Annotated in this window: 28 protein-coding genes; 12 read left to right on the top strand and 16 right to left on the bottom strand. The window is 65.6% G+C overall.

Annotated elements, in window-relative coordinates:
- The 7 genes from mobA (at position 1) to PV773_RS04905 (ending at position 5408) form a co-directional block, all read left to right on the top strand.
- A complete protein-coding gene (mobA, locus tag PV773_RS04935; RefSeq protein ID WP_347965265.1) occupies positions 1 to 618 on the top strand; it encodes a molybdenum cofactor guanylyltransferase MobA in 618 nt (205 codons plus the stop codon).
- The gene (gene mobB / locus PV773_RS04930) at positions 618 to 1130 is read left to right on the top strand and encodes a molybdopterin-guanine dinucleotide biosynthesis protein B (protein WP_347965264.1); all 513 of its coding nucleotides are present in this window, start codon (positions 618 to 620) and stop codon (positions 1128 to 1130) included. The genes mobA and mobB overlap by 1 nt, the downstream gene beginning before the upstream one ends.
- Positions 1131 to 1291: 161 nt before the next feature.
- A complete protein-coding gene (locus PV773_RS04925) occupies positions 1292 to 2068 on the top strand; it encodes an ABC transporter substrate-binding protein (RefSeq protein ID WP_347965263.1) in 777 nt (258 codons plus the stop codon).
- 131 nt (positions 2069 to 2199) lie between these two features.
- Positions 2200 to 2913 (top strand): ABC transporter permease, encoded by a 714-nt coding sequence (locus tag PV773_RS04920; RefSeq protein ID WP_347965262.1) that lies wholly within the window; start codon positions 2200 to 2202, stop codon positions 2911 to 2913.
- Complete coding sequence (locus tag PV773_RS04915; protein WP_347965261.1) at positions 2910 to 3740, top strand: ABC transporter permease; 831 nt, start codon at positions 2910 to 2912, stop codon at positions 3738 to 3740. Before PV773_RS04920 ends, PV773_RS04915 begins: the two co-directional genes overlap by 4 nt.
- Positions 3741 to 3825: 85 nt before the next feature.
- Positions 3826 to 4695 carry an NAD(P)-dependent oxidoreductase gene (locus PV773_RS04910; RefSeq protein ID WP_347965260.1) on the top strand — a complete coding sequence of 290 codons (870 nt, stop codon included), beginning with the start codon at positions 3826 to 3828 and terminating at the stop codon, positions 4693 to 4695.
- An 11-nt stretch (positions 4696 to 4706) separates the two neighbouring features.
- A complete protein-coding gene (locus tag PV773_RS04905) occupies positions 4707 to 5408 on the top strand; it encodes a DNA alkylation repair protein (protein ID WP_347965259.1) in 702 nt (233 codons plus the stop codon).
- Here the strand turns inward: PV773_RS04905 and PV773_RS04900 are convergent, their stop codons facing one another.
- The 4 genes from PV773_RS04900 to PV773_RS04885 form a co-directional block, all read right to left on the bottom strand.
- Complete coding sequence (locus PV773_RS04900) at positions 5409 to 5900, bottom strand: Lrp/AsnC family transcriptional regulator (RefSeq protein ID WP_347965258.1); 492 nt, start codon at positions 5898 to 5900, stop codon at positions 5409 to 5411. It abuts the gene before it with no gap.
- 92 nt (positions 5901 to 5992) lie between these two features.
- Positions 5993 to 6625, bottom strand: coding sequence for a uracil-DNA glycosylase family protein (locus PV773_RS04895; protein ID WP_347965430.1), 633 nt, complete (start codon positions 6623 to 6625; stop codon positions 5993 to 5995).
- 2 nt (positions 6626 to 6627) lie between these two features.
- Positions 6628 to 7239, bottom strand: coding sequence for a glutathione S-transferase (locus PV773_RS04890; protein WP_347965257.1), 612 nt, complete (start codon positions 7237 to 7239; stop codon positions 6628 to 6630).
- A gap of 39 nt (positions 7240 to 7278) precedes the next feature.
- Entirely contained in the window at positions 7279 to 7893 is a 615-nt protein-coding gene (locus tag PV773_RS04885; RefSeq protein ID WP_347965256.1) for a thermonuclease family protein, read from the bottom strand.
- Between the two features lie 76 nt (positions 7894 to 7969).
- On the opposite strand from PV773_RS04885, the gene PV773_RS04880 reads away from it, so the two are divergent.
- Entirely contained in the window at positions 7970 to 9487 is a 1518-nt protein-coding gene (locus PV773_RS04880) for a HAMP domain-containing sensor histidine kinase (RefSeq protein WP_347965255.1), read from the top strand.
- Positions 9488 to 9503: 16 nt separating this feature from the next.
- Here PV773_RS04880 and PV773_RS04875 read toward each other — a convergent pair whose 3' ends face one another.
- Complete coding sequence (locus tag PV773_RS04875) at positions 9504 to 10499, bottom strand: nicotinate-nucleotide--dimethylbenzimidazole phosphoribosyltransferase (protein ID WP_347965254.1); 996 nt, start codon at positions 10497 to 10499, stop codon at positions 9504 to 9506.
- 232 nt (positions 10500 to 10731) lie between these two features.
- On the opposite strand from PV773_RS04875, the gene PV773_RS04870 reads away from it, so the two are divergent.
- Together PV773_RS04870 and PV773_RS04865 are read left to right on the top strand one after the other, a co-directional pair.
- Positions 10732 to 10962, top strand: coding sequence for a DUF1289 domain-containing protein (locus PV773_RS04870; RefSeq protein WP_347965253.1), 231 nt, complete (start codon positions 10732 to 10734; stop codon positions 10960 to 10962).
- Positions 10963 to 10977: 15 nt separating this feature from the next.
- Entirely contained in the window at positions 10978 to 11679 is a 702-nt protein-coding gene (locus PV773_RS04865; RefSeq protein WP_347965252.1) for a TIGR02281 family clan AA aspartic protease, read from the top strand.
- Here the strand turns inward: PV773_RS04865 and dusA are convergent.
- The 3 genes from dusA to PV773_RS04850 all read right to left on the bottom strand — a co-directional run bounded on the left by dusA (position 11676) and on the right by PV773_RS04850 (position 14484).
- Positions 11676 to 12680: a tRNA dihydrouridine(20/20a) synthase DusA gene (dusA, locus tag PV773_RS04860; RefSeq protein ID WP_347965251.1), complete on the bottom strand. Its 1005-nt coding sequence runs from the start codon at positions 12678 to 12680 to the stop codon at positions 11676 to 11678. The two genes, PV773_RS04865 and dusA, sit on opposite strands and share 4 nt — an antisense overlap.
- A gap of 123 nt (positions 12681 to 12803) precedes the next feature.
- Positions 12804 to 13244 (bottom strand): YbaN family protein, encoded by a 441-nt coding sequence (locus PV773_RS04855; protein ID WP_347965250.1) that lies wholly within the window; start codon positions 13242 to 13244, stop codon positions 12804 to 12806.
- Between the two features lie 97 nt (positions 13245 to 13341).
- On the bottom strand, positions 13342 to 14484 hold the full coding sequence (locus PV773_RS04850; protein WP_347965249.1) for an alpha-hydroxy acid oxidase: 1143 nt from the start codon (positions 14482 to 14484) through the stop codon (positions 13342 to 13344).
- A gap of 311 nt (positions 14485 to 14795) precedes the next feature.
- Between PV773_RS04850 and PV773_RS04845 the strand changes: the two genes are divergently transcribed.
- Entirely contained in the window at positions 14796 to 15326 is a 531-nt protein-coding gene (locus PV773_RS04845; protein ID WP_347965248.1) for a dihydrofolate reductase family protein, read from the top strand.
- 131 nt (positions 15327 to 15457) lie between these two features.
- Here the strand turns inward: PV773_RS04845 and PV773_RS04840 are convergent, their stop codons facing one another.
- The 3 genes from PV773_RS04840 to PV773_RS04830 form a co-directional block, all read right to left on the bottom strand.
- Positions 15458 to 16255, bottom strand: a complete 798-nt coding sequence (locus PV773_RS04840; protein WP_347965247.1) for a xanthine dehydrogenase family protein subunit M — start codon at positions 16253 to 16255, stop codon at positions 15458 to 15460.
- A 114-nt stretch (positions 16256 to 16369) separates the two neighbouring features.
- A complete protein-coding gene (locus tag PV773_RS04835; protein ID WP_347965246.1) occupies positions 16370 to 18721 on the bottom strand; it encodes a xanthine dehydrogenase family protein molybdopterin-binding subunit in 2352 nt (783 codons plus the stop codon).
- A 119-nt stretch (positions 18722 to 18840) separates the two neighbouring features.
- Positions 18841 to 19341, bottom strand: a complete 501-nt coding sequence (locus tag PV773_RS04830) for a (2Fe-2S)-binding protein (RefSeq protein WP_347965245.1) — start codon at positions 19339 to 19341, stop codon at positions 18841 to 18843.
- A 238-nt stretch (positions 19342 to 19579) separates the two neighbouring features.
- Between PV773_RS04830 and PV773_RS04825 the strand changes: the two genes are divergently transcribed.
- A complete protein-coding gene (locus PV773_RS04825) occupies positions 19580 to 20278 on the top strand; it encodes a fumarylacetoacetate hydrolase family protein (protein ID WP_347965244.1) in 699 nt (232 codons plus the stop codon).
- A gap of 20 nt (positions 20279 to 20298) precedes the next feature.
- Here PV773_RS04825 and PV773_RS04820 read toward each other — a convergent pair whose 3' ends face one another.
- The 5 genes from PV773_RS04820 to PV773_RS04800 all read right to left on the bottom strand — a co-directional run bounded on the left by PV773_RS04820 (position 20299) and on the right by PV773_RS04800 (position 25059).
- Complete coding sequence (locus tag PV773_RS04820) at positions 20299 to 20790, bottom strand: MaoC family dehydratase (protein WP_347965243.1); 492 nt, start codon at positions 20788 to 20790, stop codon at positions 20299 to 20301.
- Between the two features lie 77 nt (positions 20791 to 20867).
- Entirely contained in the window at positions 20868 to 22376 is a 1509-nt protein-coding gene (locus tag PV773_RS04815; RefSeq protein WP_347965242.1) for an ATP-binding protein, read from the bottom strand.
- A 230-nt stretch (positions 22377 to 22606) separates the two neighbouring features.
- Positions 22607 to 23038 (bottom strand): TIGR01841 family phasin, encoded by a 432-nt coding sequence (gene phaP, locus PV773_RS04810; protein WP_347965241.1) that lies wholly within the window; start codon positions 23036 to 23038, stop codon positions 22607 to 22609.
- 70 nt (positions 23039 to 23108) lie between these two features.
- Positions 23109 to 24416, bottom strand: a complete 1308-nt coding sequence (locus PV773_RS04805; RefSeq protein WP_347965240.1) for a DUF445 family protein — start codon at positions 24414 to 24416, stop codon at positions 23109 to 23111.
- A 70-nt stretch (positions 24417 to 24486) separates the two neighbouring features.
- Positions 24487 to 25059: a GNAT family N-acetyltransferase gene (locus PV773_RS04800; RefSeq protein ID WP_347965239.1), complete on the bottom strand. Its 573-nt coding sequence runs from the start codon at positions 25057 to 25059 to the stop codon at positions 24487 to 24489.
- Between the last annotated feature and the right edge of the window lie 106 nt (positions 25060 to 25165).

Below are 25165 nucleotides of genomic sequence, written 5' to 3'. Positions count from 1 at the left end.
ATGCGGATCGCGGGGCTCATTCTCGCTGGCGGGCGATCGACCCGGATGGGCGGCACGGACAAGACCCTCCTCGTCCTCGGCGGGCGGCCGATGATCGCGCGTGTGCTCGACCGGCTGCAGCGGCAGGCGTCGCCCATGGCCATCAACACCAACGGCGACCCGTCCGCTTTCGCCCACTTCGGCGTTGACGTCATCGCCGACACCATAGCCGGCCATCAGGGGCCGCTCGCCGGCATACTGGCCGGCATGGAATGGGCAGCGAACCGTTCGACGGGCACGCATCTGCTGAGCGTCGCCGGCGACACGCCGTTCTTCCCTGGCGATCTCGCCGCAAGGCTTGCACATGGTGGATCGGCCGACCGCATCGCCGCTGCGGCCTCCAATGGCCGTGTGCACCCCACCTTTGCGCTATGGCCCGTCTCTTTGCGGCGCACGCTTGCGGAGTTCCTGGAAAGCGGCAATACGCGCAGGGTGATGACCTTCATGGAACAGGCCGGGATGGACGTGGTGGAATTTCAATCGGAAGAGCCCGGGATCGCGCCTCTCGACCCGTTCTTCAACATCAACACGCCCGAAGACCTGGCGGAAGCCGAGCGCCTGCTCGCGGGAGCCAGGTGATGGCGCATCGCGTCTTCGGAATCACCGGCTGGAAGAATTCCGGCAAGACCACGCTGACCGAGCGGCTCGTCACGGAACTGACCAGCCGCGGCTGGAAGGTCTCCACCGTCAAGCATGCGCACCACGACTTCGACATCGACAAGGCGGGCACCGACAGCTTCCGCCACCGCCAAGCGGGCGCCAGCGAAGTCGCCATCGTCTCGGGCCGCCGCTGGGCGCTGATGCACGAACTGCGCGGCGAGGACGAACCGACGCTGGATGATGTTCTTGCCCGCCTGGCGCCCTGCGACCTGGTCCTCGTCGAGGGCTACAAGCGCGAGGGCCATATGAAGATCGAGGCACGCCGCCTCGAGGCCAAGGACCGGTCGCCGCTGTCGGTGAGCGATCCGGCGATCGTGGCCATCGCCGCCGATCACCCCGTCGACGGTGAGCAAGTCCCGGTCTTCCGCATCGACGACATCAGCGCCATCGGCGACTTCATCGAGGCTCGATCCGGCCTGAAAAGGGTGTGACGCTGCGTAATCTCCAGGCCGGCGCAGTTCACGAGAAACACCCGATTCACGATTGATTTTTAACCGAAAACAGTGGGAGTATCGCCGCCAATGCGGAGGGAAACTTCCGTTTGGCCGACCGGATGAACACGGATCGGCCGGAAGAAAGTGGAGAGGAACAAATGGGAACTTCGATGCGTATCGCCTTGGCCGCCACGGCGGCAATTGCGCTCCTGGCCGGAGCCGCGCAGGCGCAGGAGAAGACGATCAAGATCGCCACCGAGGGCGCATACCCTCCCTACAACAGCCTGACCTCCGACGGTAAGCTGGTCGGCTTCGACGTCGACATTGCCAATGCCCTCTGCGACGAAATGAAGGTCAAGTGCGAGATCGTCGCCCAGGAGTGGGACGGCATGATTCCCGCCCTCCAGGCCGGCAAGTTCGACGCCATCATCGCCCAGATGTCGATCACGCCCGAGCGCAAGGAGAAGATCGACTTTTCGAAGAAGTACATCAACACCCCGGCCGTTATCGCCGCCGCCAAGGATAGCGACATCAAGGGCGTGACCAAGGAAGACCTGGCCGGCAAGAAGATCGGCGTGCAGGGGTCGACCATTCACTTCAACTATGCCGAGAAGGTCTACACCGACAGCGAGGTCAAGTCGTACCCGACCGCCGAGGAGTACAAGCTCGACATGGCCAACGGCCGCCTCGATGCCGTCAGCGACGACGCCGTGACCCTGGGCGCTTGGTTGGAAACGGCCGATGGCTCATGCTGCAAGATCGTCGGCACAATTCCGAACATGCCCGAAATCCACGGTGACGGCGCCGGCGTCGGCGTCCGCAAGGGCGATCCGCTGGCCGGCGAGTTCACAGCGGCCATCGCGGCGATCCGCGCCAATGGCAAGTACAAGGAAATCAACGACAAGTACTTCAAGTTCGACGTCTACGGCGACTGAGCCGCGGCCATCTGAAGCTTACCGGATGGCGGGACAAATCCCCGCCGTCCGGCTGGAATCGAGATAACAACGAGCCGCCATGAAAGGCGGGCCGCCTCTGGCAAGCAGAGGCAAAAGGGGACAGCCGGCCGATGCAGAGCATCTGGGCGCTTCTAAGTTTCGGACCGGAAGGCTGGGGTGACGACCTTGCCTACGGTGTCTTCATCACCGTTTCCCTCGCCCTGGTGACGCTGCCGCTGGGGCTCATGATCGGCTTCCTGGTGGCACTCGCCAAGCGGTCCGAGGAGCCGTCGCTGCGGCTTGCGGGCAACATCTACACCACCATCTTCCGCGGCCTGCCCGAGCTTCTGACGCTGTTCCTGGTGTTCTATGGGGCGCAGATCGGCATCCAGCAGCTCGTCCGCCTCGTCAGCCCGGAAACGACCGTCGAGATCAACAGCTTCATCGCCGGCATGGTGGCACTCGGCGTGGTCTTTTCCTCCTACGCCAGTGAAGTCTTCCTGTCCGCCTTCCGGGCCATCCCGCGCGGACAGTATGAGGGCGGTTATTCCGTCGGCCTGTCGCCGCGCCAGACGATGCGACTGGTGATCCTGCCGCAACTGGTGCGCATCGCCCTGCCCGGACTTTCCAATCTCTGGCTGATCCTGCTCAAGGATACCGCGCTCGTATCGGCCGTTGGCCTGACGGACATCGTGCGCCAGGCCAGCATCGCCGCCCGCGTCACCAAGCAGGCGTTCCTGTTCTTCGGCGTTTCGTGCCTGATCTACCTGGCTCTCGCCATCATCTCCTCCTTCGGCATCAACGCCATCGAGCGCCGTGTCGGCAAGCGCGAGGTGGCCAAATGAGCGCCTCGGCCCCAAGCGTGCAGAAAGTGCAGCGCCCCCCGGCCCCGCCCCGCGGCTGGCCCCGGTCGCGCGTGTTCGGCTGGGCCCTTGTGAGTCTCTGGATCCTGCTTGGCCTCGGTCTGGTCGGCTATCTGATCAGAGCCTGGAACCCCGAGCTTTTCAACAAATACGCGCCGTCCTATCTGTCCGGCCTCGGCGTCACTCTCGGACTGGTGGCGATCTCCATCACCATCGGCGCCATCCTGTCGCTGCCGATCTGCTACGCCAGGATGTCGAAGAACCGCGTTCTTTCGGCTATCTCCTACGGCTATGTCTATTTCTTCCGCGGCACGCCGCTACTGGCCCAGACTTTCCTGATCTATTACGGTCTGGGCTCGTTCCGGCCGCAGCTCGAGGCGATCGGGTTGTGGAGTTTTTTCCGCGAGGCCTGGTACTGCGCGATCTTTGCCTTTTCGCTCAACACGGCCGCCTACCAGGCCGAAATCCTGCGCGGCGCCATCGAGAGCGTCGGCAAGGGACAGTGGGAGGCAGCCTCCGCGCTGGGGTTGTCGAAGCTGCAGACCCTCTACAAGGTCGTGCTGCCGCAGGCGCTGATCGTGGCGCTGCGGCCCTACGGCAACGAGATCATCCTGATGGTCAAGGGCTCGGCCATCGTCGCCATCATTACCGTCTACGACCTGATGGGCGAGACGCGGCGCGCCTTCTCGCGCAGCTTCGACTTCCAGACCTACCTATGGGCAGCGTTGTTGTACCTGTCCCTGGTCGAAACCCTGCGCCACGCCATCGACTGGATCGAAAGACGCATCACGCGGCACCTGCACCGATAGGCCTGGACCAAGCCCCGTCATCTTGACGAATCCGCCTCATGGCATAGACCACCGGGTGGACGAACACGCTTGGAAAGGGTCTCGCATGGCATCGGTCGCGTTCCTGGGTCTCGGGGTCATGGGCTATCCCATGGCCGGCCATCTCAAGAACAAGGGCGGGCACGACGTGACCGTCTACAACCGCACGATCGCGAAGGCCGAGCAGTGGGCAGCCCGGCATGGCGGGAGCCACGCGCCGACGCCGGCGGAAGCCGCCGGAGGCAAGGACTTCGTCTTCGCCTGTGTCGGCAATGACGACGACCTGCGCGCCGTCACCATCGGCGAAAACGGCGCCTTCCATGCGATGGAGAAGGGCTCCGTCTTCATCGACAACACCACGGCCTCCGCCGAGGTCGCGCGCGAGCTCGCCGCCGAAGCCGAGGCGCGCGGCTTCCATTTCCTCGACGCCCCTGTCTCCGGGGGCCAGGCCGGCGCCGAAAACGGCGTTCTGACCGTCATGGTCGGCGGCGAACAGGCCGCCTTTGACCGGGCCAAGCCGGTGATCGAGGCCTTTGCCCGAATGGTCGGCCTGATGGGACCGGCGGGCGCCGGCCAGCTCACCAAGATGATCAACCAGATCTGCATTGCCGGCCTCGTGCAGGGCCTCGCCGAAGGCATCCACTTCGGCAAGAAGGCCGGGCTGGACATCGAAAAGGTGATCGACGTCATCTCCAAGGGGGCCGCCGGCTCCTGGCAGATGGAGAACCGCCACAAGACGATGAATGCGGGAAAATACGATTTCGGCTTCGCCATCGACTGGATGCGCAAGGACCTCGGCATCTGCCTCGCCGAGGCGGACCGCAACGGCGCAAGACTGCCGGTGACCGCGCTTGTCGACCAGTTCTACAAGGACGTGCAGGCGATGGGCGGTGGCCGATGGGACACATCCTCGCTTCTCGCCCGGCTCGAGAAGTAGCGCGAGCCCCTATGTCGCTGTCGCCCGCATCGACCACGGACGAGATCGTCGCGCATCTGCGCACGCTCGGCTCCGAGGAGGACCGCGCCGGCATCGCCCGCTTCGGGATCGCCAACGACCGGGCGCTCGGCATTTCCAACGCCGTACTCAGACCGATCGCCAAGGCGCTCAAGCAGGATCACTTGCGTGCGCGGGCGCTGTGGGCCACCGGCATCCGCGAGGCGCGCATCCTCGCGATCTCGACCGACGAGCCGGCGAGGCTGACGCGCGCCGGGGCCGATGCGCTGGCCGCCGACTTCGACAGCTGGGAGATCGTCGACCACGCAGCCTACCTGTTCTGCGAAGCGAGGCTCGCCCACGAGCTCATCCCCGCCTATGCGGCGGACCAGCGCGAATTCGTCCGACGCGCCGCTTTCTCGACCATTGCCACCGCAGCCGTGCATCTCAAGAAGGAGCCGGACGAAACCTTCGTCGGCTGGCTCGATCTGGTCGAGGCACATGCCGGAGACGACAGGAACTTCGTCAAGAAGGCGGTGAACTGGGCACTCAGGCAGGTGGGCAAGCGGTCGCCTGCGCTGCACGCCCCGGCGCTGCGGATGGCAGAGGCGCTCGCCGCCTCGCCCGACAGGACGGCCAGATGGATCGGCAAGGACGCCATGCGCGAACTCACCGATCCGAAGCAGGTCGAACGGCTTGAAGCCAGGAAGGCCTGATCACGCGGCCGACGCCCCGCTCTCCTTGTCGAGGATCATGTAGTCGAGCGGCAGCTCGGTCGTGTACTTGATCTGCTCCATGGCAAACGACGACGAGACATCGCGGATCTCGATCTTGGCGATCAGCCGCTTGTAGAAGGCGTCATAGGCCCCGATATCCGGCACGACCACGCGCAGCAGGTAATCGACGTCGCCGCTCATGCGGTAGAACTCGATGACCTCGGGGAATTCCTGGATCACCTCGGAGAAGCGGCGCAGCCATTCGTGGCTGTGCGAATTGGTGCGGATCGCCACGAAGACGGTAACGCGTGCATTGATCTTCTCGGGCTCGAGCAGCGCCACGCGCCTCTTGATGACGCCTTCCTCCTCGAGTTTCTGGATGCGGCGCCAGCAGGGCGTGGTGGACAGCCCGACTTTCTTGGCGACGTCGGCAACGGCCAGCGTTGCATCCTCCTGGAGGAGGCGAAGAATTTTCCTGTCGAGGCGGTCCATTTTGGGCTCCGTTAGAAAAGGCTCGCCATAATCCTGATATTCAAGAGATCATACAAGAAAGGAATTCTCCACGCACCCCGCATGCGCGGTAATTATTTGCGTTCGATCTGGCCGATGCGATGCCTGATTTCCGCCCGGAGGAAAGGCAGCAATTCCATTTCGAACCACGGATTCCGCTTGATCCAGCCCGTGTTGCGCCAGGACGGGTGGGGCAGCGGCAGGACATGCGGCGCGGATGAACGCGCCCAGGCCGAGCGCCAGTCGGCAACCGTCTCGGTGAGCGAACCGGCCCGCGCCGCCCCCATGTGCCAGTGCTGGGCATACTGGCCGATCGCCAGCACCAGATCGACCTGCGGCATGCCCGCCATCAGTTTGGCGCGCCAGGCCGGGGCGCATTCGCGTCGCGGCGGCAGGTCGCCGCCCTTGGCGTCCTGTCCCGGGAAACAGAAGCCCATCGGCACGATGGCGACTTTCGAAGGGTCGTAGAACTCCTCCGGAGTGACGCCCAGCCAGTTGCGCAGCCTGTCGCCCGAGGCATCGGTGAATGGCGCGCCGCTCAGGTGAACCTTGGTGCCGGGCGCCTGCCCGGCTATCAGGATTCGCGCCGTGGCCGAGGGCACGACCACCGGTCGCGGCTCGTGCGGCAACGGCTTGCCGGACGGTCGTTCCACGCAGATGCGGCAGGCCTTGATCTCGGCAACCAGCCCGCCGAGGTCCGCAGCCATCGTCACGCGGCAGCACTCGGCCGGGAGGCAAGCGCGGCATGCCAACGGCGGACGTTGGAAAATTCCTCGGGCACGGCAATCCGCGCCGGTTTCATGAAGTCGATGGCGATCAGGCCGGTGATGTCGGCGATGGAGAACTGGTCGCCGGCCGCGAATTCGCGTGCAGCGAGTTCCTGGTCGAGCAGTGCCAGGAAATCGATGACCTTGGGCTTGTTGACCTCGCCCCATTCAGGCACCTGCGGCACCTCCCACTCCTTCATTGCCGGATGGATATGGCGGAAGGCAAAGCCCACCGGCAGGAACAGGTTGAGCTCGATCCGCCGCTGCCACATCTCGACCAGTGCCTTGCCGAGCGCGACGCGGCCGAACAGCGCCGGCTCGGGATGAAGCTCCTCGAAGTAGCGGCAGATGGCGACGGACTCCGTGAGGATCGTGCCGTCGTCGAGTTCCAGCACGGGCAGCCGCTGCAGCGGATTGCGCGTGGCAATGCCCGCCTGCTTATGCTCGAAGGCGGCCATGTCGACGCGCACCATCGGCACTTCGAGGCCCTTTTCTGCGAGGAACACGCGCACGCGCCGCGGATTGGGCGCCTTGCCTCCGTCGAACAGCTTCATGATGCCTCCTTGCTTCACGTGCCAAGTATAGGTCGCAAGCTACGAGAATCGAAAGATTTCTCTGAGCCAGTTGAGGATGCGGCCATAGGTGCCGGGCTCGATGTCGGTCATTTCGCCATGAGTAGCGCGCCAGTCGCGCGGCCGGTCGAACTCGCCGGCCCACATGCCCCTTCCGGCCCGGCGCGCTGCAAGCTCTTCGGCCTGGTAGTCGCCATAAGCGACCGCCCAGCCGGCCTGGACCTGCGCCCGGTTGAGATCGATCCCGCCCGCGCTGCATTCGCCGAGCAGCCGGTCGTACTTGTCGCGTTCCCAGCCGGCGCAGGCGACGCGGCGCCCGGCTATGAGCTTCGACAGCGCCTCCCGCGCGCGCCTGCCACAGGCATATTCCTCGCCGTCCTTCCTGCAGACCTGCGCGAACTCGGGCGCATCTATGCCGCGGAGGCGGACGCGTTCGGCGCCGAGCGTGATCGAATCGCCGTCATTGACGATAGCCACGCCTTCAGTGTTGCGCATGTCGAAGCGGTCGAGGCGGGCCGAGACCAGCGCCAGCAGCGCAAGGATGGCGGCAGTCAGGCCATAATCGGCGAGCTTGCGCCAGCGGCTGCGCGGCCGAAATTGCCGCTGCCGCGGTCTGCCGGACCACGAACGGCTCATATGGAAAACAATCCCTTAATCATTCGGACGTAGCGTGGAGAACTAAGGTAAGCGCGCGCGAAAATCGACTTAACACATGCCGTTGCAACGCTCGGACACGGCGGACAAGATCATTGTGGACCGCAGGAAACGCCACCGCAACAGCGATGTTGCGCGTGCCGTGCGCAAGACGCGTGATCGTCTCTCGCAACAACCCGGCGGCCTGGCCTTCGACCGCGAGTTGCTGAAGCAGCACGCCGGGTCGATCGTCGCCAACTCGGCAACGATTCCGCTCCTGGTCGCTGTCCTCGCCGCGACCGCCGTCGCATTCGGCGCCGGCGCCGAGATCCTGGTCTGGGCGATCGCGGCCATTACCGGCTATGTCGGCCTCGCCATTCTTGCCCGCCGCGTCGACAGCGCCCCACCGGCAGAGATTTCGCCGGTGTCCGCGCGCCGCAACTTCCTCGCCGGCCATTTCATCACCGGCCTTGCCTGGGCCTATCTGGCGGCCATGACCTGCCCGGCCTGCGAACCGGGCCAGCTGACGATCGTCAAGGGCGTATCGCTGCTGGTCGCCATGGCCGCCACGGCCATATTGGCCTCTTCGCTGCACGGTGCGCTGGTCGCCACCTTTGCCCTGCCTGTTGCCGCCTATGCCGCTTTCGGGGTCGAGCTCTCCGAACCGCTGGGCATCATGATGGTGGCCCTGCTCGTCGCGGCCCTGCCCTTCTTCGCCTATGTGGCCCGCATCATGAACCGCTCGGCCCTGATGCTGATGTCCTTCCGCTCCGAGATGGACGCGCTCGTCGCCGAACTGGAAACGGCCAAGTCGATGTCCGACGAGGCAAGGCGACGCGCCGAGGATGCCAATCTCGCAAAGTCGCGCTTCCTGGCGACGATGAGCCATGAACTGCGCACGCCGCTCAACGCGATCCTTGGCTTCTCCGAGGTGATGGCAGGCGAGGTACTCGGGCCGATCAACAGCCCGACCTATCGCGAGTATGCGCGAGACATCCACGATTCGGGCCAGCACCTGCTCGACCTCATCAATGAAATCCTCGACCTTTCCCGTATCGAGGCCGGCCGCTACCGGCTCAACGAGGAGCCGCTCGCCCTGCTCTCGGTCGTCGAGGATTGCTGCCACATGATGGAGCTCAAGGCGCGCAACAAGGACCTGCGCATCGTCCAGGACTTCGAGGCGTCGCTGCCGCGCCTGCTCGGCGACGAGCGGGCGGTCCGCCAGATCACGCTCAATCTCCTGTCGAACGCGATAAAATTCTCGCCGACAGGCGGCGAAATACGGGTGCTCGTCGGCTGGACCGCGGGCGGCGGGCAATACATCTCGGTCAAGGACAATGGACCCGGTATCCCGCCCGAGGAGATACCGATCGTCCTCTCCGCCTTCGGCCAGGGCTCGATCGCCATCAAGAGCGCGGAACAGGGAACCGGCCTCGGCCTGCCGATCGTGCAGGGGCTGCTTGCCCTGCACGGCGGCGAGTTCGACCTCAAATCGAAGCTGAGGGAAGGCACCGAGGCGGTCGCGATCTTCCCGCCGGCCAGGGTGATCGATGGCCTACCGACGTCGCTGCCGCGAAGCCTGGCCGCCCGCTCCTAGGGCAGTCCTTCTGCCGTCAGCGTACGGCCGCCGCCATGCCCGAGCTGATCTGGGCCGCCGTCTTGACAAGGCCGGCGGCAAGCCCTGCGCCCACCGCCTCGCCATGGTCGATCCCGAGGCCGAGCAGCGGCCGGGCTCCGAGCTTGGCGAGCAGGCGGGCGTGGCCCGGTTCGGTCGAGACATGCGAGAACATGCAGTGGTCGAGCGCTCTCGAGTCGCAAGCGTAAAGCACTGCCGCCGCCGCCGTCGTGGCGAAGCCGTCGAGCAGCACCGGTATCTTCTCCATGCGCGCTGCAAGGATGGCGCCGGCGATCGCCGCGAACTCGCGCCCGCCCACTCGGCGAAGCGCCTCGAAGGGATCCCTGAGGCGGTCGCCGTGCAAGGCGAGCGCCCGGTCGACGACTGCCGCCTTGCGGGCCTGCATCGCCGCGTCGGCGCCGGAGCCCGGCCCGACCCAGTCCGCGCCTCGGCCGCCAAACAGGGCGGCCGAGAGGGCTGCTGCAACGGTGGTGTTGGCGACGCCGAGATCGCCGATGCAGAAGAGGTCGGTGCCGCCGGCGATCGCCTCCATGCCGAAGGCCATGGTGGCGGCACAGGCGCGCTCGTCGAGCGCCGGCTCGACCGTCATGTCGGCCGTGGGCAGATGCAGGGCCAGGTCGAAGACCTTGAGGCCGAGATCGTTGGCAACGCAGATCTGGTTGATCGCCGCACCGCCTGCTGCGCACAATTCGACACGCTGCGCCGTCGCCTCCATCGCCCGCGGCGACACGCCGTGCACCGCAACGCCATGGTTGCCCGCAAAGATCGCCACCATCGGCTTCAGCACCGATGGCGGCGCACGGCCGCTCCAGCGCGCCAGCCAGGCCGCGATGTCCTCGATGCGCCCGAGCGAGCCCTGCGGCTTGTCGGCCTTGGCAAACAGCGACCACACCTTGCCCGCCTGCGCCACGTCGCCTTCTGGCATGTGCGCGAACAGGTTGCGGAAGTCGTCAAAGGGTTGGGCGCTTGTCATGATCGCTGGGCCTGCCGTTCGGAAATCGTCGCTCGCCGAATAACCCTCCCCGCACGGGAAAACAATCGCGGCATGGCGTCCGATCTGTCGCGACGTCGCGCAGACGACGCGTCACGCCGCTGCGGTGCGGGCTTGCATCATGCGGCATGCTGCACCATCTGGCTGAGGCAGCCTGCATATTGCGGCGGCAAGCGGCAGCGGGCATAAGCAGGCCCATGCACCGGAATTCATGATGACGGCTATAGAATCGCCCTGCATCCTCGTCTGCTCCATCGACACGGCCACCGGCTATTGCTTCGGCTGCGGCCGCACCCGCGCCGAAATTTCCGCCTGGCTCGAGATGACGCCGCAGACGCGCCGCGCGGTGATGGCGGAGCTGCCCGCCCGGCTCGAAACGGTCGAGCGCAAGCCGCGCCGCGAAACGCGCCGCGCACGCATGGCCCGCGAACGCGGCGCAGTCTGAGGACCTTCGAAGCACATGGGCCGACTGTTCTGGATCGTCATCGCGGTGCTCGGCGGCGGATTGCTGCTGCTGATGCTCAACGATTCCGGCGGCGAGACGCTCGGCCTGGACAACGACAGCTTCGGCAGGCTGGTCTATCTCGGCGCGCTGGCGCTGGTCATCGGCGCCGGCATCCTCGGACGCCGCACGCATCTGGGTGCCAGCCTGCGCAGCTTCGCGCTATGGCTGCTCATCGTCCTGGTCCTGGTGGCAGGCTACCAGTACCGGTATGAGCTGCAGGATGTCGCAAGCCGCGTGACCGCCGGGCTCGTGCCCGGCAGCCCGCTGTCGGTGATCGACGGCGACGGCCGCGCCACCGTAACCCTCGACAAGCTTCCGAACGGCCATTTCGGCGCGCGCCTTCAGGTCAACGGCGCGACCATCCAGGCCATGGTGGACACCGGCGCCACCAGCACGGTGCTTACCGCCTCCGACGCCCGCCTCGCCGGCTTCGACCCCGAAAGCCTGAACTTCGCCGTGCCGGTCTCGACCGCCAATGGCGTCGCCCGCGCCGCTCGCGTGACGGTCGAGAGCATCCGGCTCGGCGCGATCGAGCGGAAGAACCTGCCGGTGCTGGTGGCCGACCGCGGACTGGAGCAGAGTCTGCTCGGCATGAATTTCATCGGATCGCTGTCGGGCTTCGACGTCCGCGGCGACCGGATGATTCTGAGAGATTAGGCTGCTTCGCTGGCGGCGCCGAGATCGACGGCGGCAAAGGCCCGGTGCAGCACCTCCGGGCCGGCACCCGCCTTGGTCGCATCCGTCGACAGGATCTGGCGATAGCGCCGCGCCCCGGCATGGCCGTGGAACAGCCCGACCATGTGGCGCGTGACATGTCCGAGGCGTCCGCCGGCGGCAATGTGGCCGGCGGCATAGTCGGCCATGGCATCGATCAGGGCCGCGTAGTCGATGTCCTCCGGCTCTGCTCCGCTCAGCAGCGCATCGGCGCCGCCAAGCACGCTTGGCGTGTGGTAGGCGGCACGGCCGAGCATGACCCCGTCTACCTTTTCGAGATGGGCCCTGCTTTCCTCCAGCGTCTGAACGCCGCCGTTTATGCCGATGAACCGGTTGGGATAATTCTGCTTGAGCCGATAGACCCGATCGTAGTCCAGCGGCGGGATTTCGCGGTTCTCCTTAGGGCTCAGCCCCTCGAGCCAGGCCTTGCGGGCATGCACCCACAGCGCGTCGGCACCCGCGGCAAAGACCTGTGCGGCAAGCGCATCGAGCGCCGGCTCGGGGTCCTGATGGTCGACGCCGATGCGGCACTTCACGGTGACAGGGATCTTCACCGCCGCCTTCATCGCCGACACGCATTCTGCGACGAGTTCGGGCGTCTTCATCAGGCAGGCGCCGAAGGTGCCCGACTGCACGCGGTCGGACGGGCAGCCGACATTGAGGTTGACTTCGTCATAGCCGAAGCCCTCGCCGATGCGTGCCGCCTCGGCAAGCTTCGCCGGATCGGAGCCGCCAAGCTGCAGCGCGATGGGATGCTCGGAGGCGTCGAAACCGAGCAGGCGCTCGCGCGGGCCATGGATGACCGCGTCCGCCACCACCATCTCGGTGTAGAGCAACGCATCCCTGGCGATCCGCCGGTGAAAGTTGCGGCAGCACCTGTCGGTCCAGTCCATCATCGGTGCGACGGCGACTATTTTCGCGCCGTCGGCATAAAGCTTGGTCATGGCTTCTCGAATTCGCGCAGGGCTGCAGATAACGCCGCTCCCTAGCACAACAAGGCTACGGGACCAAATCAGCCAGGGCGCGCCGTAAATTGTCCCCCAATCAAAGGCCGTCGCCAGGTCCCGCTACTCGTCTCCGGGGCCGGCCGCGACATCCGGCTTCGGCTTTGGATCCGGCCGCGTCGCCACATAGGCGGCACCTGCCGCGACGAAGGCCGTCGCCGCTGCTGCGACCAGCGCATCGGGCTTTCCGAGCCAGAACAGCCCATATCCCAGTGCCATGCCGATCCAGGCCGTGACCTTGGCCTTGCGCGGAATGGCGCCCTGTTCGCGCCAGTCGTGCAGCGGCGGACCAAAGCGGGGATGGTCGAGCAGCCAGGCTTCGAAACGCGGCGAAGAGCGCCCGAAGCACCACGCGGCGGCGATCAGGAAGATGGTCGTCGGCATCAGCGGCAGGAATGCGCCGACGATGCCGAGCAAAAGCATGAGCAGGCCCAGGGCCAGGAAACCGGCGCGCCTGGTGTTGAGGGTCGCGATGCCGGCAAGGCGGCGAAACTGCCGTCTCACTGGAGTCGCTCCGAGCCAGGCGCACCTGCGATCGGACGGCTTGCCCCAGGCTCCCGCGGGCCTGGACGGACTGCAGCGCCCGCTTGGCCCTCGCCGGTCATCGCCGCGCGATGATGCGGCCGTCGACGTCCCTGATGTCGCGCAGGCCGCAGAAGGCCATCGTGGTGTCGAGCTCCTTGCGGATGATGTCGAGACAGCTGGTCACGCCCGCCTCGCCGCCGGCACCGAGCCCGTAGAGGAAGGCGCGTCCGATGAACACGCCCTTGGCGCCCAGCGCCACCGCCTTGATGACGTCCTGGCCCGAGCGGATGCCGCCATCCATCAGCACCTCGATGCGGTCGCCGACCGCGTCGACGATCTCGGGCAGCGCCGAAACCGACGAAACCGCGCCGTCGAGCTGGCGCCCGCCATGGTTGGACACGATCAGCGCGTCCGCACCGCTCGCCGCTGCCTTTTCGGCGTCCTCCGCGTCCATGATACCCTTGAGGACCAGCTTGCCGCCCCACTGGTCCTTGATCCACTTGACGTCGTCCCAGCTCAGCGCCGGGTCGAACTGCTCCGCAGTCCAGGACGACAGCGAGCGCAGGTCAGTGACGCCCTTGGCGTGGCCGGCGATGTTGCGGAAGGTGCGCCGGTTGGTGCGCAACATGTTGAAGCACCAGCGCGGCTTGGTGGCGAGGTTGACAATGTTCGGGATGGTCATCCGCGGCGGCGTCGACAGGCCGTTGATGATGTCCTTGTGGCGCTGGCCGAGAATCTGCAGGTCGAGCGTCAGCATGAGCGCCGAGCACTTCGCCGCCTTGGCGCGCTGGATCAGCCGCGAAACGAAATCGCGATCCTTCATCACATAGAGCTGAAACCAGAACGGCTTCGAGGTGTTCTCGGCGACGTCCTCGATCGAGCATATGCTCATGGTCGAGAGCGTGAAGGGGATGCCCGCCTTCTCGGCGGCGCGTGCCGCGTGGATCTCGCCGTCGGCATGCTGCATTCCGGTCAGGCCCGTCGGCGCGATCGCCACCGGCATCGACACCTTTTCGCCCACCATCGTCGTCTCGAGCGTGCGGTTGCGCATGTCGACGGCGACGCGCTGGCGCAGCTTGATCGGCACGAAGTCGCTCTCGTTCTCGCGATAGGTGCTTTCCGTCCACGAGCCGGAATCGCAATAGTCGTAGAACATGCGCGGCACGCGGCGCTTGGCGATAGCGCGAAGATCGGCGATCGAAGTTATCGGGCGCGCCATTCCGTTTTGCTCCACGTCTCGGGACTGCGATGTAACCGTGCGCGGCATGTAAGCCGCCTTGGCGATCCATGCCAAGAGCCAGTCGCCAAGATGTTGGGCCTGCCGCCGCAGACTTTGGTCCTAGGCCGTTAACCCCTAAATCGGAAATGACCGAGGGTGTTTGGGAACGGTATGCCTTGTACCTACAGGCTGGAAAGCGGAACTCCGCTATTGGTCTCACCGACGAAGCGGCGGCCAGATTGTGACCAGCTTCGTTTCTGCGTAGCATCGGCTCAAGCCTTTTGAGGAGCTTGGCGAGGAGATCCTGCAGCATGGCGAAGCTCGTGTTCGCTTTGAACCAGTCCCTGGATGGGTATGTAGATCACACGGAATTTGCGCCCGATCGCGCGCTCTTTCGCCATTTCATCGACGACGTGCGCGGCCTGGCCGGCAGCGTCTACGGTCGGGGCATGTACGAGGTGATGCGGTATTGGGACGAAGACCATTCCGAATGGGACGAGGACGAACGCGAGTACGCTGCGGCTTGGCGGAGCCAACCGAAATGGGTCGTGTCGCGCACGCTGAAGTCCGTCGGCCCGAATGCCACACTTGTCGCAGATGACGTCGAGACGGCGATACGCGGGCTGAAGGCTCGCCTGGATGGGGAGATCGAAGTTTCCGGACCCGAGCTGGCGCGAAGTCTGACCGAGCTAGGTCTCGTTGACGAGTATCGACTGTACATCCATCCCGTCGTGCTTGGTCGCGGCAGGCCGTTCTTCGCCGGCCCGCGGCCGCCGCTGCGCCTCGTGGCGAGCGATCGAATCGGCAGGGACGTGATCAGGTTGACATACGTTCCGGCATAGTCGCGCGGCCAGTCCGGCGGAACTCCAGGAGTGGCAATTTCGACGATGCATCGAATGGCCACCGCGGTCACGCGCCCGGAAAAGTCAAAGGGGCCCGGAGGCCCCTTCGCTGATCCCAGTTCGGCGATCGGTCAGGCGTTTGCCGCGGCGACCGCGCGCCTGGCCATCACGACCACGAGGTTGGCGCGATACTCGGCCGAGGCGTGGATGTCGCTCATCAGGTTCTTGGCCGGGACGGTCACGCCTTCGAGCGCTGAAGCCTCGAATTTCCTGGCAAGTGCTGCCTCGATCTCCTTGGAGCGGAACACGCCATCGTCGCCCGCCCCGGTCACGGCCACGCGCACGCCGTCCTTGCCCTTGGCCGCGAACACGCCGGTCATGGCGTAGCGGGAGGCCGGGTTCGGGAACTTCGCGTAGCCCGCCTTGGCGGGCGCGGTGAAGGTGACGGCGGTGATCACCTCGTCATCCTTGAGCGCGGTCTCGAACAGGCCCTTGAAGAATTTGTCGGCCGGCAGCTCCCGCTTGTTGGTGACGACGGTAGCCCCCAGAGCCAGCATCGCCGAGGGATAGTCCGCCGCCGGATCGTTGTTGGCGATCGACCCTCCGATGGTGCCGCGATGCCGCACGGCCGGGTCGCCGATATGGCTCGCCAGCGCGCACAGCGCCGGGCAGACCTTATTGAGCTTCTCGTCATTGGCGACCTCGGCATGGGTGGTCGTTGCGCCGATGGTGACGGTCTTGCCCGAGACCTTGATGCCCTTGAGCTCGGCGATGTGGGTGAGGTCGACGACATCGGAAGGTGCCGCGAGCCGCGTCTTCATGGCCGGGATGAGCGTCATGCCGCCGGCGAGGAACTTGCCGTCGCCGGCCTTCACCTTCTTGACGGCATCCGCGACCGAGCTGGCGCGATGGTAATTGACGGAATACATCGATCTTTCTCCCTTCGGGGAAAGAGCGAACAGGGAATGGCGAACAGCGATTGGTTCCGCATCCGCCTTCGTCTCTTCCCTAGTCGCTACTCCCTAGTTCCCTGTTCGCTTTTCTCAGTGCTTCGTGCCGGCGCGCAGCGCGGCCCACACCCTGCCCGGCGTCGCCGGCATGTTCAGGTTGTCGTGGCCGAGCGCGTCGGTGATGGCGTTGATGACGGCAGGCGGCGAGCCGATGGCGCCGGCCTCGCCGCAACCCTTGATGCCGAGCGGATTGCCCGGGCACGGCGTGTTGGTGGTCGAGACCTGGAACGACGGCAAATCGTCGGCGCGCGGCATGGTGTAGTCCATGTAGCTCGCCGTAAGCAGCTGGCCAGTTCCATCATAGACGGCCCCTTCCAGCAGCGCCTGGCCGACGCCCTGGGCGATACCGCCGTGCACCTGGCCCTCGACGATCATCGGGTTGATGATGTTGCCGAAGTCGTCGGCTGCCACGAACTGCACGATGTCGGTCTTGCCCGTGTCGGGATCGACCTCGACCTCGCAGATGTAGCAGCCCGCCGGGAAGGTGAAGTTGGAGGGGTCGTAGAAGGCCGTCTCCTTCAGCCCCGGCTCCATGCCCGCCGGCAGGTTGTGCGCGGTGTAGGCGGCGAGCGCCATCTGGAACCACGGCACGCTCTTGTCGGTGCCTGCCACCTTCAATGCACCGTTCTCGATGACGATGTCACCCTCGTCGGCCTCGAGCAGGTGGGCCGCGATCTTCTTGGCCTTGGCCTCGACCTTGTCGAGCGCCTTGACGATCGCCGACATGCCGACAGCACCAGAGCGCGAGCCGTAGGTGCCCATGCCCATCTGCACCTTGTCGGTGTCGCCATGGACGATGGAGACGCTGTCGATCGGCACGCCAAAGCGCTGGTTGACGAGCTGGGCGAAGGTCGTCTCGTGGCCCTGGCCGTGGCTGTGCGAGCCTGTCAGCACCTCGATGGTGCCGACGGCGTTGACCCGGACCTCGGCGGATTCCCACAGGCCGACGCCGGCGCCGAGCGAACCCACCGCCGCCGACGGCGCGATGCCGCAGGCCTCGATGTAGCAGCTCATGCCGATGCCGCGCAGCTTGCCCTTCTTGGCCGCCGCCGCCTTGCGCTTGGCAAAGCCGGCATAGTCGGCCTGCTTCATCGCCGCATCCAGCGAAGCTGCATAGTCGCCCGCGTCATAGTTCATGATGACGGGCGTCTGGTGCGGGAACTGGGTGATGAAGTTGGTGCGCCTGAGGTCCGCCGGCGAGACGCCGAGTTCGCGCGCGGCGATCTCCATCGTCCGCTCGAGCAGGTAGGTCGCCTCGGGCCGCCCTGCCCCGCGATAGGCATCGACGGGTGCTGTGTTGGTGTAGACGGTCCTGACATTGGCGTGGATCGCCGGGATGTCGTACTGGCCCGACAGCAGCGTGGCGTAGAGATAGGTCGGCACGCAGGACGAGAACAACGACATGTATGCGCCGAGATTGGCGATGGTGTCGACCTTGAGCCCGGTGATCTTGTTGTTCTTGTCGAAGGCCATTTCGACCTTGGAGACATGGTCGCGACCATGCGCATCGGTCAGGAAGCTCTCGGTGCGGTCGGCCACCCACTTGACCGGAACGCCGGCGCGCTTGGACGCCCACAGGCAGATGATCTCCTCGGGATAGATATAGATCTTCGAGCCGAAGCCGCCGCCGACGTCGGGGGCGATGACGCGCAGCTTGTTCTCCGGCGCGACGTTGTAGAAGGCGCTCATCACCAGGCGGGCGACATGCGGGTTCTGCGAGGTCGTCCAGCAGGTGTAGTGGTCCTCGGCCTTGTCGTAGTGGCCAAGTGCTGCGCGCGGCTCCATCGCATTGGGCACGAGCCGGTTGTTGTGGATGGTGACCTTCGTCACATGGGCAGCAGCCTTGATCGCCGTATCCACGGCCTTGCCGTCGCCGATCTCCCAGTCGAAGATCAGGTTGCCCTCGGCTTCGGGATGCAGTTGCGGCGCGCCCTTCTTCAGAGCCTCGACGGCGTCGATGACGGCCTTGCGCTCCTTGTAGGTGATCTCGACCGCTTCGGCCGCGTCGCGCGCCTGGCCCTTGGTCTCGGCGACGACGATGACGACCGCGTCGCCGACATAGCGGACCCTGTCGACCGCCAGCGGCGACCAGGCGCCCATCTTCATCGGTGATCCGTCCTTGGAATGGATCATCCAGCCGCAGATGAGATTGCCGATGCCGTCGGCCTTGAGCTGCTTGCCGGTCAGCACGGCAATCACGCCGGGCATGGCCTCTGCAGCCTTGACGTCGATCTTCTTGATGTCGGCGTGCGCATGCGGGCTGCGCGCGAATGCCGCATGTTTCATGCCGGGCACGACCATGTCGTCGACATAGCGGCCGCCACCGGTGATGAACCTCTTGTCTTCCTTGCGCGTCACGCGCGCGCCGATGCCTTCCATTCCCATCTGAATTCTCCTCCGGAGGGGCAGTACGGGAGTAAGGCAATAAGGCAGTAGGTGAGCTTCCGTGGGCGGCAGCTTCTTCCTACTGCCTCACTGCCCTACTGCCCTACTCCCAATTCTGTTCAAGCAGCCTTCTTCGCCTTGCCCTTGGATGCTTTGGCCATCGTCTTCGATGCCGCGAGGATCGCCTTGACGATGTTGTGGTAGCCGGTGCAGCGGCAGATGTTGCCTTCCAGTTCCGCGCGCACGGTCGCTTCGTCCAGGCCTTCGGGGTAGCGGCGGATCATGTCGGTCGCCGTCATGATCATGCCGGGCGTGCAGAAACCGCACTGCAGGCCATGATGTTCCTTGAATGCCGCCTGGACCGGATGAAGGTCGGCGCCGTTGGCAAGGCCTTCAATGGTGGTCACGGTAGAGCCGGAGGCCTGGGCCGCAAGCATGGAGCAGGACTTCACCGCCTTGCCGTCGACATGGACGACGCAGGCGCCGCATTGCGAGGTGTCGCAGCCCACATGCGTGCCTGTCAGCCCCAGATGCTCACGCAGGAAATGTACAAGAAGCGTGCGGTCCTCCACCGCGCCGCTGACCTTTCGGCCATTCACGACCAAAGTAACCTCTGACATGAAACCTCCCACTGTTGCCGCGACCGGCCAGGCAGAACCCCGCACCCGTCAGGTGCGCAAATCCTATCCCTGCAAATTGCGGCTGCAAGCGCCTTTTTGGAGGCCAGACACGCATTGCGTGCAGTCCAGCGCAAATGGGTCCACCGGCATACGCGATCTTTGGAAGGTGCCGGGCTTGCGGGTGACAGTGGCGGCCCGATCGTGCGAGAACGCCGCAACGGTTCCAAGGAGTGACATCGTGTCGGACTTCGTCTTTGCCCCGCCCGCGCCCGCTTCGGTCGCCGTCTCCGGTTCCTCAGACCGTTTCCCGGTGCGGCGCATCTTCTGCGTCGGCCGCAACTATGCCGCTCACGCCCGCGAGATGGGCCAGGACCCCGATCGCGAACCGCCGTTCTTCTTCGACAAGCCCGCGGATGCCGTCACAGACAGTGGCGCGACCATCCCCTACCCGCCTTTGACCGCGAACCTGCACCACGAGATCGAACTCGTGGTGGCCATCGGCAAGGGCGGCTTCCGCATCTCCGTCGCGGAAGCGCTCGACCATGTCTGGGGTTATGGCGTGGGCATCGACTTAACCCGTCGCGACCTGCAGGACAGCGCCAAGAAGATGGGCCGTCCCTGGGATTGGTCGAAGGGCTTCGACCGGTCCGCGCCCTGCGGGCCGCTGCTCCCCGCCGCCACGAGTGGCCATCCGACGCGCGGCCGCGTCTGGCTCGCCGTCAATGGCGACCCCAGGCAAGAGGGCGATCTCACCGAACTGATCTGGACGATCCCCGAGGTGATTGCGATCTGCAGCGAGGCGATGGAACTCGAGCCCGGCGACCTGATCTACACCGGCACACCGGCCGGGGTCGGCGCGGTCAAGGCTGGCGACAGGATCACCGGCGGCGTCGAGGGCATCGGCGAGATCGAGATCGTGATCGGCGCGCCGCGCTGAACCTTGCCGAGCGCGACGGCTCAGGCCGTCGCCTTGCCGCGCCGCTCGTAGAGCATGACCAATGTCTCGGCGACGAGCGCCGGCTTGTCCTCGCCTTCGATCTCGATGGTGTTTTCGGCCTTGAGCAGATACTGCCCCGGCCCCTTGTCTTCCATCGACATCAGCGTCGTGCGCAGGCGAACGCGCGACCCGACCTTGACCGGCGCGATGAAGCGCACCCTGTCGAGGCCGTAGTTGAAGGCGGCAAGCGTGTTTTCCGGAACGACCCCGATCTCCTGCACCAGGGAGCCGACCAGCGACAAGGTCAGGAAGCCGTGGGCGACGGTGGTACGGAACGGGCTGCGCCGCCGCGCCCGCTCGGGATCGACATGGATCCACTGGCGGTCGCCCGTGCAATCTGCAAAGGCGTCTATGCGGCTCTGGTCAACGAGCAACCAATCGGAAACGCCCAGCTCCTGCCCGATATGCGCGCGCAGGTCCTCATAGGTCTCGATCCGCTTCTCCAGGCTCATTTCCCCCACCTCCCAAGCTTGGAGCATTCTGGGAACCATGAAGCCTTCGCTTGTCAACCTCCGCAGCAGCTCATCGCCTACTCGGCCGCCTGGCGCTCCGTGAGGTCATCGGTCCGTTCCGGATCGCCTGGCGCGGTCTCGCAGCCCAGATCGGGGAACGCGACGGATCGCTTGCCGTGGAAGTCGGTGCGCACAACCACCAGCCCCTGCTCTTCGAAATAGGTCAGCAGGCGCCGCGCCCGGCGCGCCGAGTGGCTGCCATAGGCCTGTGCGATCGCGGCGTCGGATGGGCATGGCGCTCGCTTGACCGCCGCCTGCGCGACGATCAGGAACACCGCCTGGAGGTCCTCCGGCAGCGAGGCGGAAAGCACCAGCGCCTGCTGCCAGCTGTCGCTCGAGGCCGTCTCCTCGTCGATGCCCGACCGCGCCACCGCATAGCGGCGGCGGAAGGTCGAAAGCGGCGGCGGCTCGCCCTGCATGCGCTTGATGCGGCAGCGCACGAGAAAGTCCTGGTAGAGCACCGCATCGGTGCGGAAGGCCGCATCCGGGTCCTCGACCATCTCGCGCACGATGGTATCGATCAGCGCCTCGCGTTCGGCCTCGTCGAACAGCGGGAAAATGGGTTCGGCTACAGGTGCGGACGCTTCTGCCTTCACCTGGGTAAGCTGGGCGATGATGTCGGCCGTTGGCGTGGGCGCGGGCGGAGCCTGACGGCGAGCCGGCTGACGCGCTTCCAGGGGAGCCGGCGCGAAGATCAGCTCGCGCGTATCGTCGTTGGCGTCGGGCAACGGCATCAGCTTGGGGCTGACGGAACGCGCGGACGTTTCCACCGGGCCGATGGCGACAGGCAGCGGGCGGCGCGACATCGCCGGTCCAAGCGCCACGAAGTTGCCGCGCGCAAGATCGCGGAACATCTCCGCCTGGCGCCGCTCCATGCCGAGCAGGTCGGCGGCGCGCGCCATGTCGATGTCGAGGAAGGTGCGGCCCATCAGGAAGTTGGACGCCTCCGCCGCGACGTTCTTGGCGAGCTTGGCAAGACGCTGCGTGGCGATCACTCCGGCAAGGCCGCGCTTTCGGCCGCGGCACATCAGGTTGGTCATGGCGCCGAGCGAAATCTTGCGCGCCTCGTCGGACACCTCGCCCGCGACCGCGGGGGCGAAGAGCTGTGCCTCGTCGACGACGACGAGCACCGGGTACCAGAACTCGCGATCGGCATCGAACATGCCGTTTAGGAAGGCGGCCGCGCCGCGCATCTGCTGCTCGACGTCCAGACCCTCCAGGTTGAGCACGACGGAGACGCGGTGCTGGCGGATGCGGCCGGCGATGCGGGTGAGCTCGGCTTCCGTGCGCTGGGCGTCGACCACGACATGGCCGAAGCGGTCGGCCAGAGTGACGAAATCGCCCTCCGGGTCGACGACGCATTGCTGGACCCAGGGCGCGCTCTGCTCGAGCAGGCGGCGAAGCAGGTGCGACTTGCCGGAGCCCGAATTGCCCTGAACGAGCAAGCGGGTCGCCAGAAGCTCTTCGAGATCAAGCTGAGCCTTCGTCCCGCCGGACGCCGACCCCATCTCGATACCTACCTTCATCCTCTTCCTCGGCCGAATGCCGGCGCCGCTTCCGGCAGCGGGAATCAACTGCCGGACCTTCACGCACAGGTTCCAGGTGCTGCAGCGTCTCTGCGAGTCCCAATGACTGGCGAGGCTGCAAATGTGACGGGCATTTCTTAGCACCCGGCGGCCGGCAATGCGCGGCCTGTGTGGCGAAACCCACAGGAGAGCAGAATCCGACGCCCAGCCAGAAGCTTGGTTCAGGTGCGCTATTTCTTCTTTTCGATGCTGTCGCGAATTTCCTCGATCGACTCGTGGATGCGGCTGCGCAGGATGTCGACCGACTCCTCGCCCGATTTGCGCACGATCGCAGCCACTTCGCCGGCGTTCTTGACCGCGGCCTCGAACGAGCGCTTGGCGAAATCGGACTGCTTGGCGAGCATTTCCTGCGGATTGCCGGGAACCCGCAGGCTCTGCGCCGCGTCGGTGATCTCGCGCAACGCGTCCTGCAGCATCTCGCGTTGCTTCGACATCAGCGACGACGCCCCCGAGGCGGTTGCCTTGACCGACCGCTCCAGCGCCTCGAAATTCTTGCGATGATGGCTGACAATGGCCTCGACATCGACTTCGGGCATCTTCAGGTCGCGCCCGAACCTCGCAAACATGTCCATGAAGGATTCCGGTTCCGGCTTCTTCGCCATGGCTTGCTCCCGTCTGCTCCGGGCCTCCCCCGGAGGTGGCAAGGCCAGCATAGACCAGCAAGACGCCCGGTCAATTCGCCAGCAACAGCAACTCCGCGGAATAGAGCACCAGCCCGGCAAGTCCGCCGATCAACATGCCGTTGAAGCGGATGTATTGCAGGTCGCGCCCGACATTGATCTCGATGATGCTGGTCATCTGGCCGAGGTCCCAGCCCTTGACCTGCTCGGCGATGAAGCCGGAAACGCCGTTCTTCTGGCTCTCGACGAAGGACGCCAGGGCAACGACGAAGCCCTCGTTCATGTCGGCCCTGATCTGCTGGTCGCGCGCGAGGTTCTGGCCGATCTCGACGAACAGGCTGGTCAGGTGCCGGCGCGTCATAGAGCGCTCCGCCGCTGCATCCTGCTCGATGAAGCGGCGCATGCTCTCCCACACGTCCCGAGCAAGGTCGCGCAATTCGGGGCGCGCCAGGAAGTTGCGCTTGAACTGCTCAGCCCGCCGCGCATAGTCCGGCGACTGGCGCAGCCGCTCGACGAAGCCATGGACGAAGCTGTCGAACTCGCCGCGCAGAGGATGATCCGGGTCGGCGCGCACCTCCTCGAGCAAGGTCGCGGCCGATGCGACGATGCGCTTCAACAGGTAAGCATCGGCCCTGAACATGTTGAAGACAGATGGCAGCTCGTCGCGGATCTTTTCGCGCATCGCGGCGAGCGCCTGCTCGTCCTTGAGGAAGTTGCCGATGATCTTGGTGAATTCGTCGAGCAGGCGCTGGTGCCGCCGGCCGTCGGTGAAGGCGGACAGCAGCTCCGCAGCGAGCGGCGCCAGGTCGACCTTTCCGATGCGCTCCAGCATCCGCTTGGTGGTGAAGTCACGCAGGCCCGTGTCCTCGACGGCCTGCAGCATTTTCGGCACCAGCCGACCGACGAAGCGGGCGAGCACCTCGGCCTTGGCGCGATCCGACAGCCAGTCGGCCACCAGCGCCGCAAAGTCGACCTCCTTCAGCTTTTGCCGGACAGGCTCCGGTGCGAGGAAGTTGGTTTCGATGAAGCGGCCGAGATTGTCGGCGATGCGGTGCTGATTGGAGGGGATGATCGCCGTATGCGGGATGGGCAGGCCAAGCGGCCGCTTGAACAGCGCGACGACCGCATACCAGTCGGCCAGCCCGCCGATGGTCGCCGCTTCGGCAAAGGCGGCGATAAAGCCGAGCCAAGGCCAGCGCCCCTGGAACGACTTGGCGACCGCGAAGACCAAGACGCACAGCACCAGTGCTGCGGTGGCCAGCAGTTTCGTCCGCCGCAACGCGGCAAGCCTTTCGGCGTCGATGGCCCTGGCGGAGGCGATCGCGCCGGAGGGTGCGACCCGGCTTTGCAATGACGACATCAGGCGCCTTCCCCGTTGAACACAGGGACAATATCGGCACGTCGGCCGGGCGCTTCAATTCGGAAAAGCGTCAGGCCGCGATCGCCTTGCCGGGGCCGCGCTTGCCGAAGTCGGCCGGCAGGCGCATCTCGAAGTCGAATTCCGGCGTGCCCTCGGCGTCCAGTTCGATCACGCCGTGGGCTTCGCCATGCTCGAAGCTGAGCTTGGCGTTGAAGCGGCGCGCTAGCGCCCTCATGGCGCCGTTGTTCGAGTGCGTCGTCACCTGCAGCCGGCTATATGCGAGCCCCCTCGCCTGCGCGATAAGGCGCCGGAAGAGTCGCCCGCCGATACCACGGTGCTGCAACTGACTTTCGACGCTGAACGCGATTTCTGCCGTCGGCTCGCTTTCTTCCGGCCGTTCATGCAGTTCGGCAGCCCCCAGAACCTTGTCGCCCTCGACATAGCCGACCACGGTCACGCCTTCGCGGAAGCAGCGCTCGGCATAGGCGCGCAGGAAATCATCGTCCGTCAATCCGTTGAAGCGGTCACGGCGGCTCTGGTTGTCCAGCCTCAGCAGATGTTCGGCAAATCGGGTCAGATCGGAAGGCCGGAGCTGGCGGATCGTGCCGACCAGGGGGCGCTGAGCAGGTTTGATCTGTTCCATGTCGCAGTCCTCATGGGTTCCTCCCCAGAGTCTTCGACTCCCGACGTGCGCAATATTGTGCAGTGCAAAATGAAATTCAAGCGCCCAGCCCGGTCATGAACGCAAG

This window comes from Mesorhizobium sp. CC13, from assembly GCF_039907765.1.
GTDB lineage: Bacteria > Pseudomonadota > Alphaproteobacteria > Rhizobiales > Rhizobiaceae > Aminobacter.
This window is presented reverse-complemented; position numbering and strand designations above follow the sequence as displayed.

Coding starts and splice junctions, on each gene's coding strand:
- mobA (WP_347965265.1), top strand. CDS start 1: ATGCGGATCGCGGGGCTCATTCTCGCTGGCGGGCGATCGACCCGGATG.
- mobB (WP_347965264.1), top strand. CDS start 618: ATGGCGCATCGCGTCTTCGGAATCACCGGCTGGAAGAATTCCGGCAAG.
- PV773_RS04925 (WP_347965263.1), top strand. CDS start 1,292: ATGGGAACTTCGATGCGTATCGCCTTGGCCGCCACGGCGGCAATTGCG.
- PV773_RS04920 (WP_347965262.1), top strand. CDS start 2,200: ATGCAGAGCATCTGGGCGCTTCTAAGTTTCGGACCGGAAGGCTGGGGT.
- PV773_RS04915 (WP_347965261.1), top strand. CDS start 2,910: ATGAGCGCCTCGGCCCCAAGCGTGCAGAAAGTGCAGCGCCCCCCGGCC.
- PV773_RS04910 (WP_347965260.1), top strand. CDS start 3,826: ATGGCATCGGTCGCGTTCCTGGGTCTCGGGGTCATGGGCTATCCCATG.
- PV773_RS04905 (WP_347965259.1), top strand. CDS start 4,707: ATGTCGCTGTCGCCCGCATCGACCACGGACGAGATCGTCGCGCATCTG.
- PV773_RS04900 (WP_347965258.1), bottom strand. CDS start 5,900: ATGGACCGCCTCGACAGGAAAATTCTTCGCCTCCTCCAGGAGGATGCA.
- PV773_RS04895 (WP_347965430.1), bottom strand. CDS start 6,625: ATGGCTGCGGACCTCGGCGGGCTGGTTGCCGAGATCAAGGCCTGCCGC.
- PV773_RS04890 (WP_347965257.1), bottom strand. CDS start 7,239: ATGAAGCTGTTCGACGGAGGCAAGGCGCCCAATCCGCGGCGCGTGCGC.
- PV773_RS04885 (WP_347965256.1), bottom strand. CDS start 7,893: ATGAGCCGTTCGTGGTCCGGCAGACCGCGGCAGCGGCAATTTCGGCCG.
- PV773_RS04880 (WP_347965255.1), top strand. CDS start 7,970: ATGCCGTTGCAACGCTCGGACACGGCGGACAAGATCATTGTGGACCGC.
- PV773_RS04875 (WP_347965254.1), bottom strand. CDS start 10,499: ATGACAAGCGCCCAACCCTTTGACGACTTCCGCAACCTGTTCGCGCAC.
- PV773_RS04870 (WP_347965253.1), top strand. CDS start 10,732: ATGACGGCTATAGAATCGCCCTGCATCCTCGTCTGCTCCATCGACACG.
- PV773_RS04865 (WP_347965252.1), top strand. CDS start 10,978: ATGGGCCGACTGTTCTGGATCGTCATCGCGGTGCTCGGCGGCGGATTG.
- dusA (WP_347965251.1), bottom strand. CDS start 12,680: ATGACCAAGCTTTATGCCGACGGCGCGAAAATAGTCGCCGTCGCACCG.
- PV773_RS04850 (WP_347965249.1), bottom strand. CDS start 14,484: ATGGCGCGCCCGATAACTTCGATCGCCGATCTTCGCGCTATCGCCAAG.
- PV773_RS04845 (WP_347965248.1), top strand. CDS start 14,796: ATGGCGAAGCTCGTGTTCGCTTTGAACCAGTCCCTGGATGGGTATGTA.
- PV773_RS04840 (WP_347965247.1), bottom strand. CDS start 16,255: ATGTATTCCGTCAATTACCATCGCGCCAGCTCGGTCGCGGATGCCGTC.
- PV773_RS04835 (WP_347965246.1), bottom strand. CDS start 18,721: ATGGGAATGGAAGGCATCGGCGCGCGCGTGACGCGCAAGGAAGACAAG.
- PV773_RS04830 (WP_347965245.1), bottom strand. CDS start 19,341: ATGTCAGAGGTTACTTTGGTCGTGAATGGCCGAAAGGTCAGCGGCGCG.
- PV773_RS04820 (WP_347965243.1), bottom strand. CDS start 20,790: ATGAGCCTGGAGAAGCGGATCGAGACCTATGAGGACCTGCGCGCGCAT.
- PV773_RS04815 (WP_347965242.1), bottom strand. CDS start 22,376: ATGAAGGTAGGTATCGAGATGGGGTCGGCGTCCGGCGGGACGAAGGCT.
- phaP (WP_347965241.1), bottom strand. CDS start 23,038: ATGGCGAAGAAGCCGGAACCGGAATCCTTCATGGACATGTTTGCGAGG.
- PV773_RS04805 (WP_347965240.1), bottom strand. CDS start 24,416: ATGTCGTCATTGCAAAGCCGGGTCGCACCCTCCGGCGCGATCGCCTCC.
- PV773_RS04800 (WP_347965239.1), bottom strand. CDS start 25,059: ATGGAACAGATCAAACCTGCTCAGCGCCCCCTGGTCGGCACGATCCGC.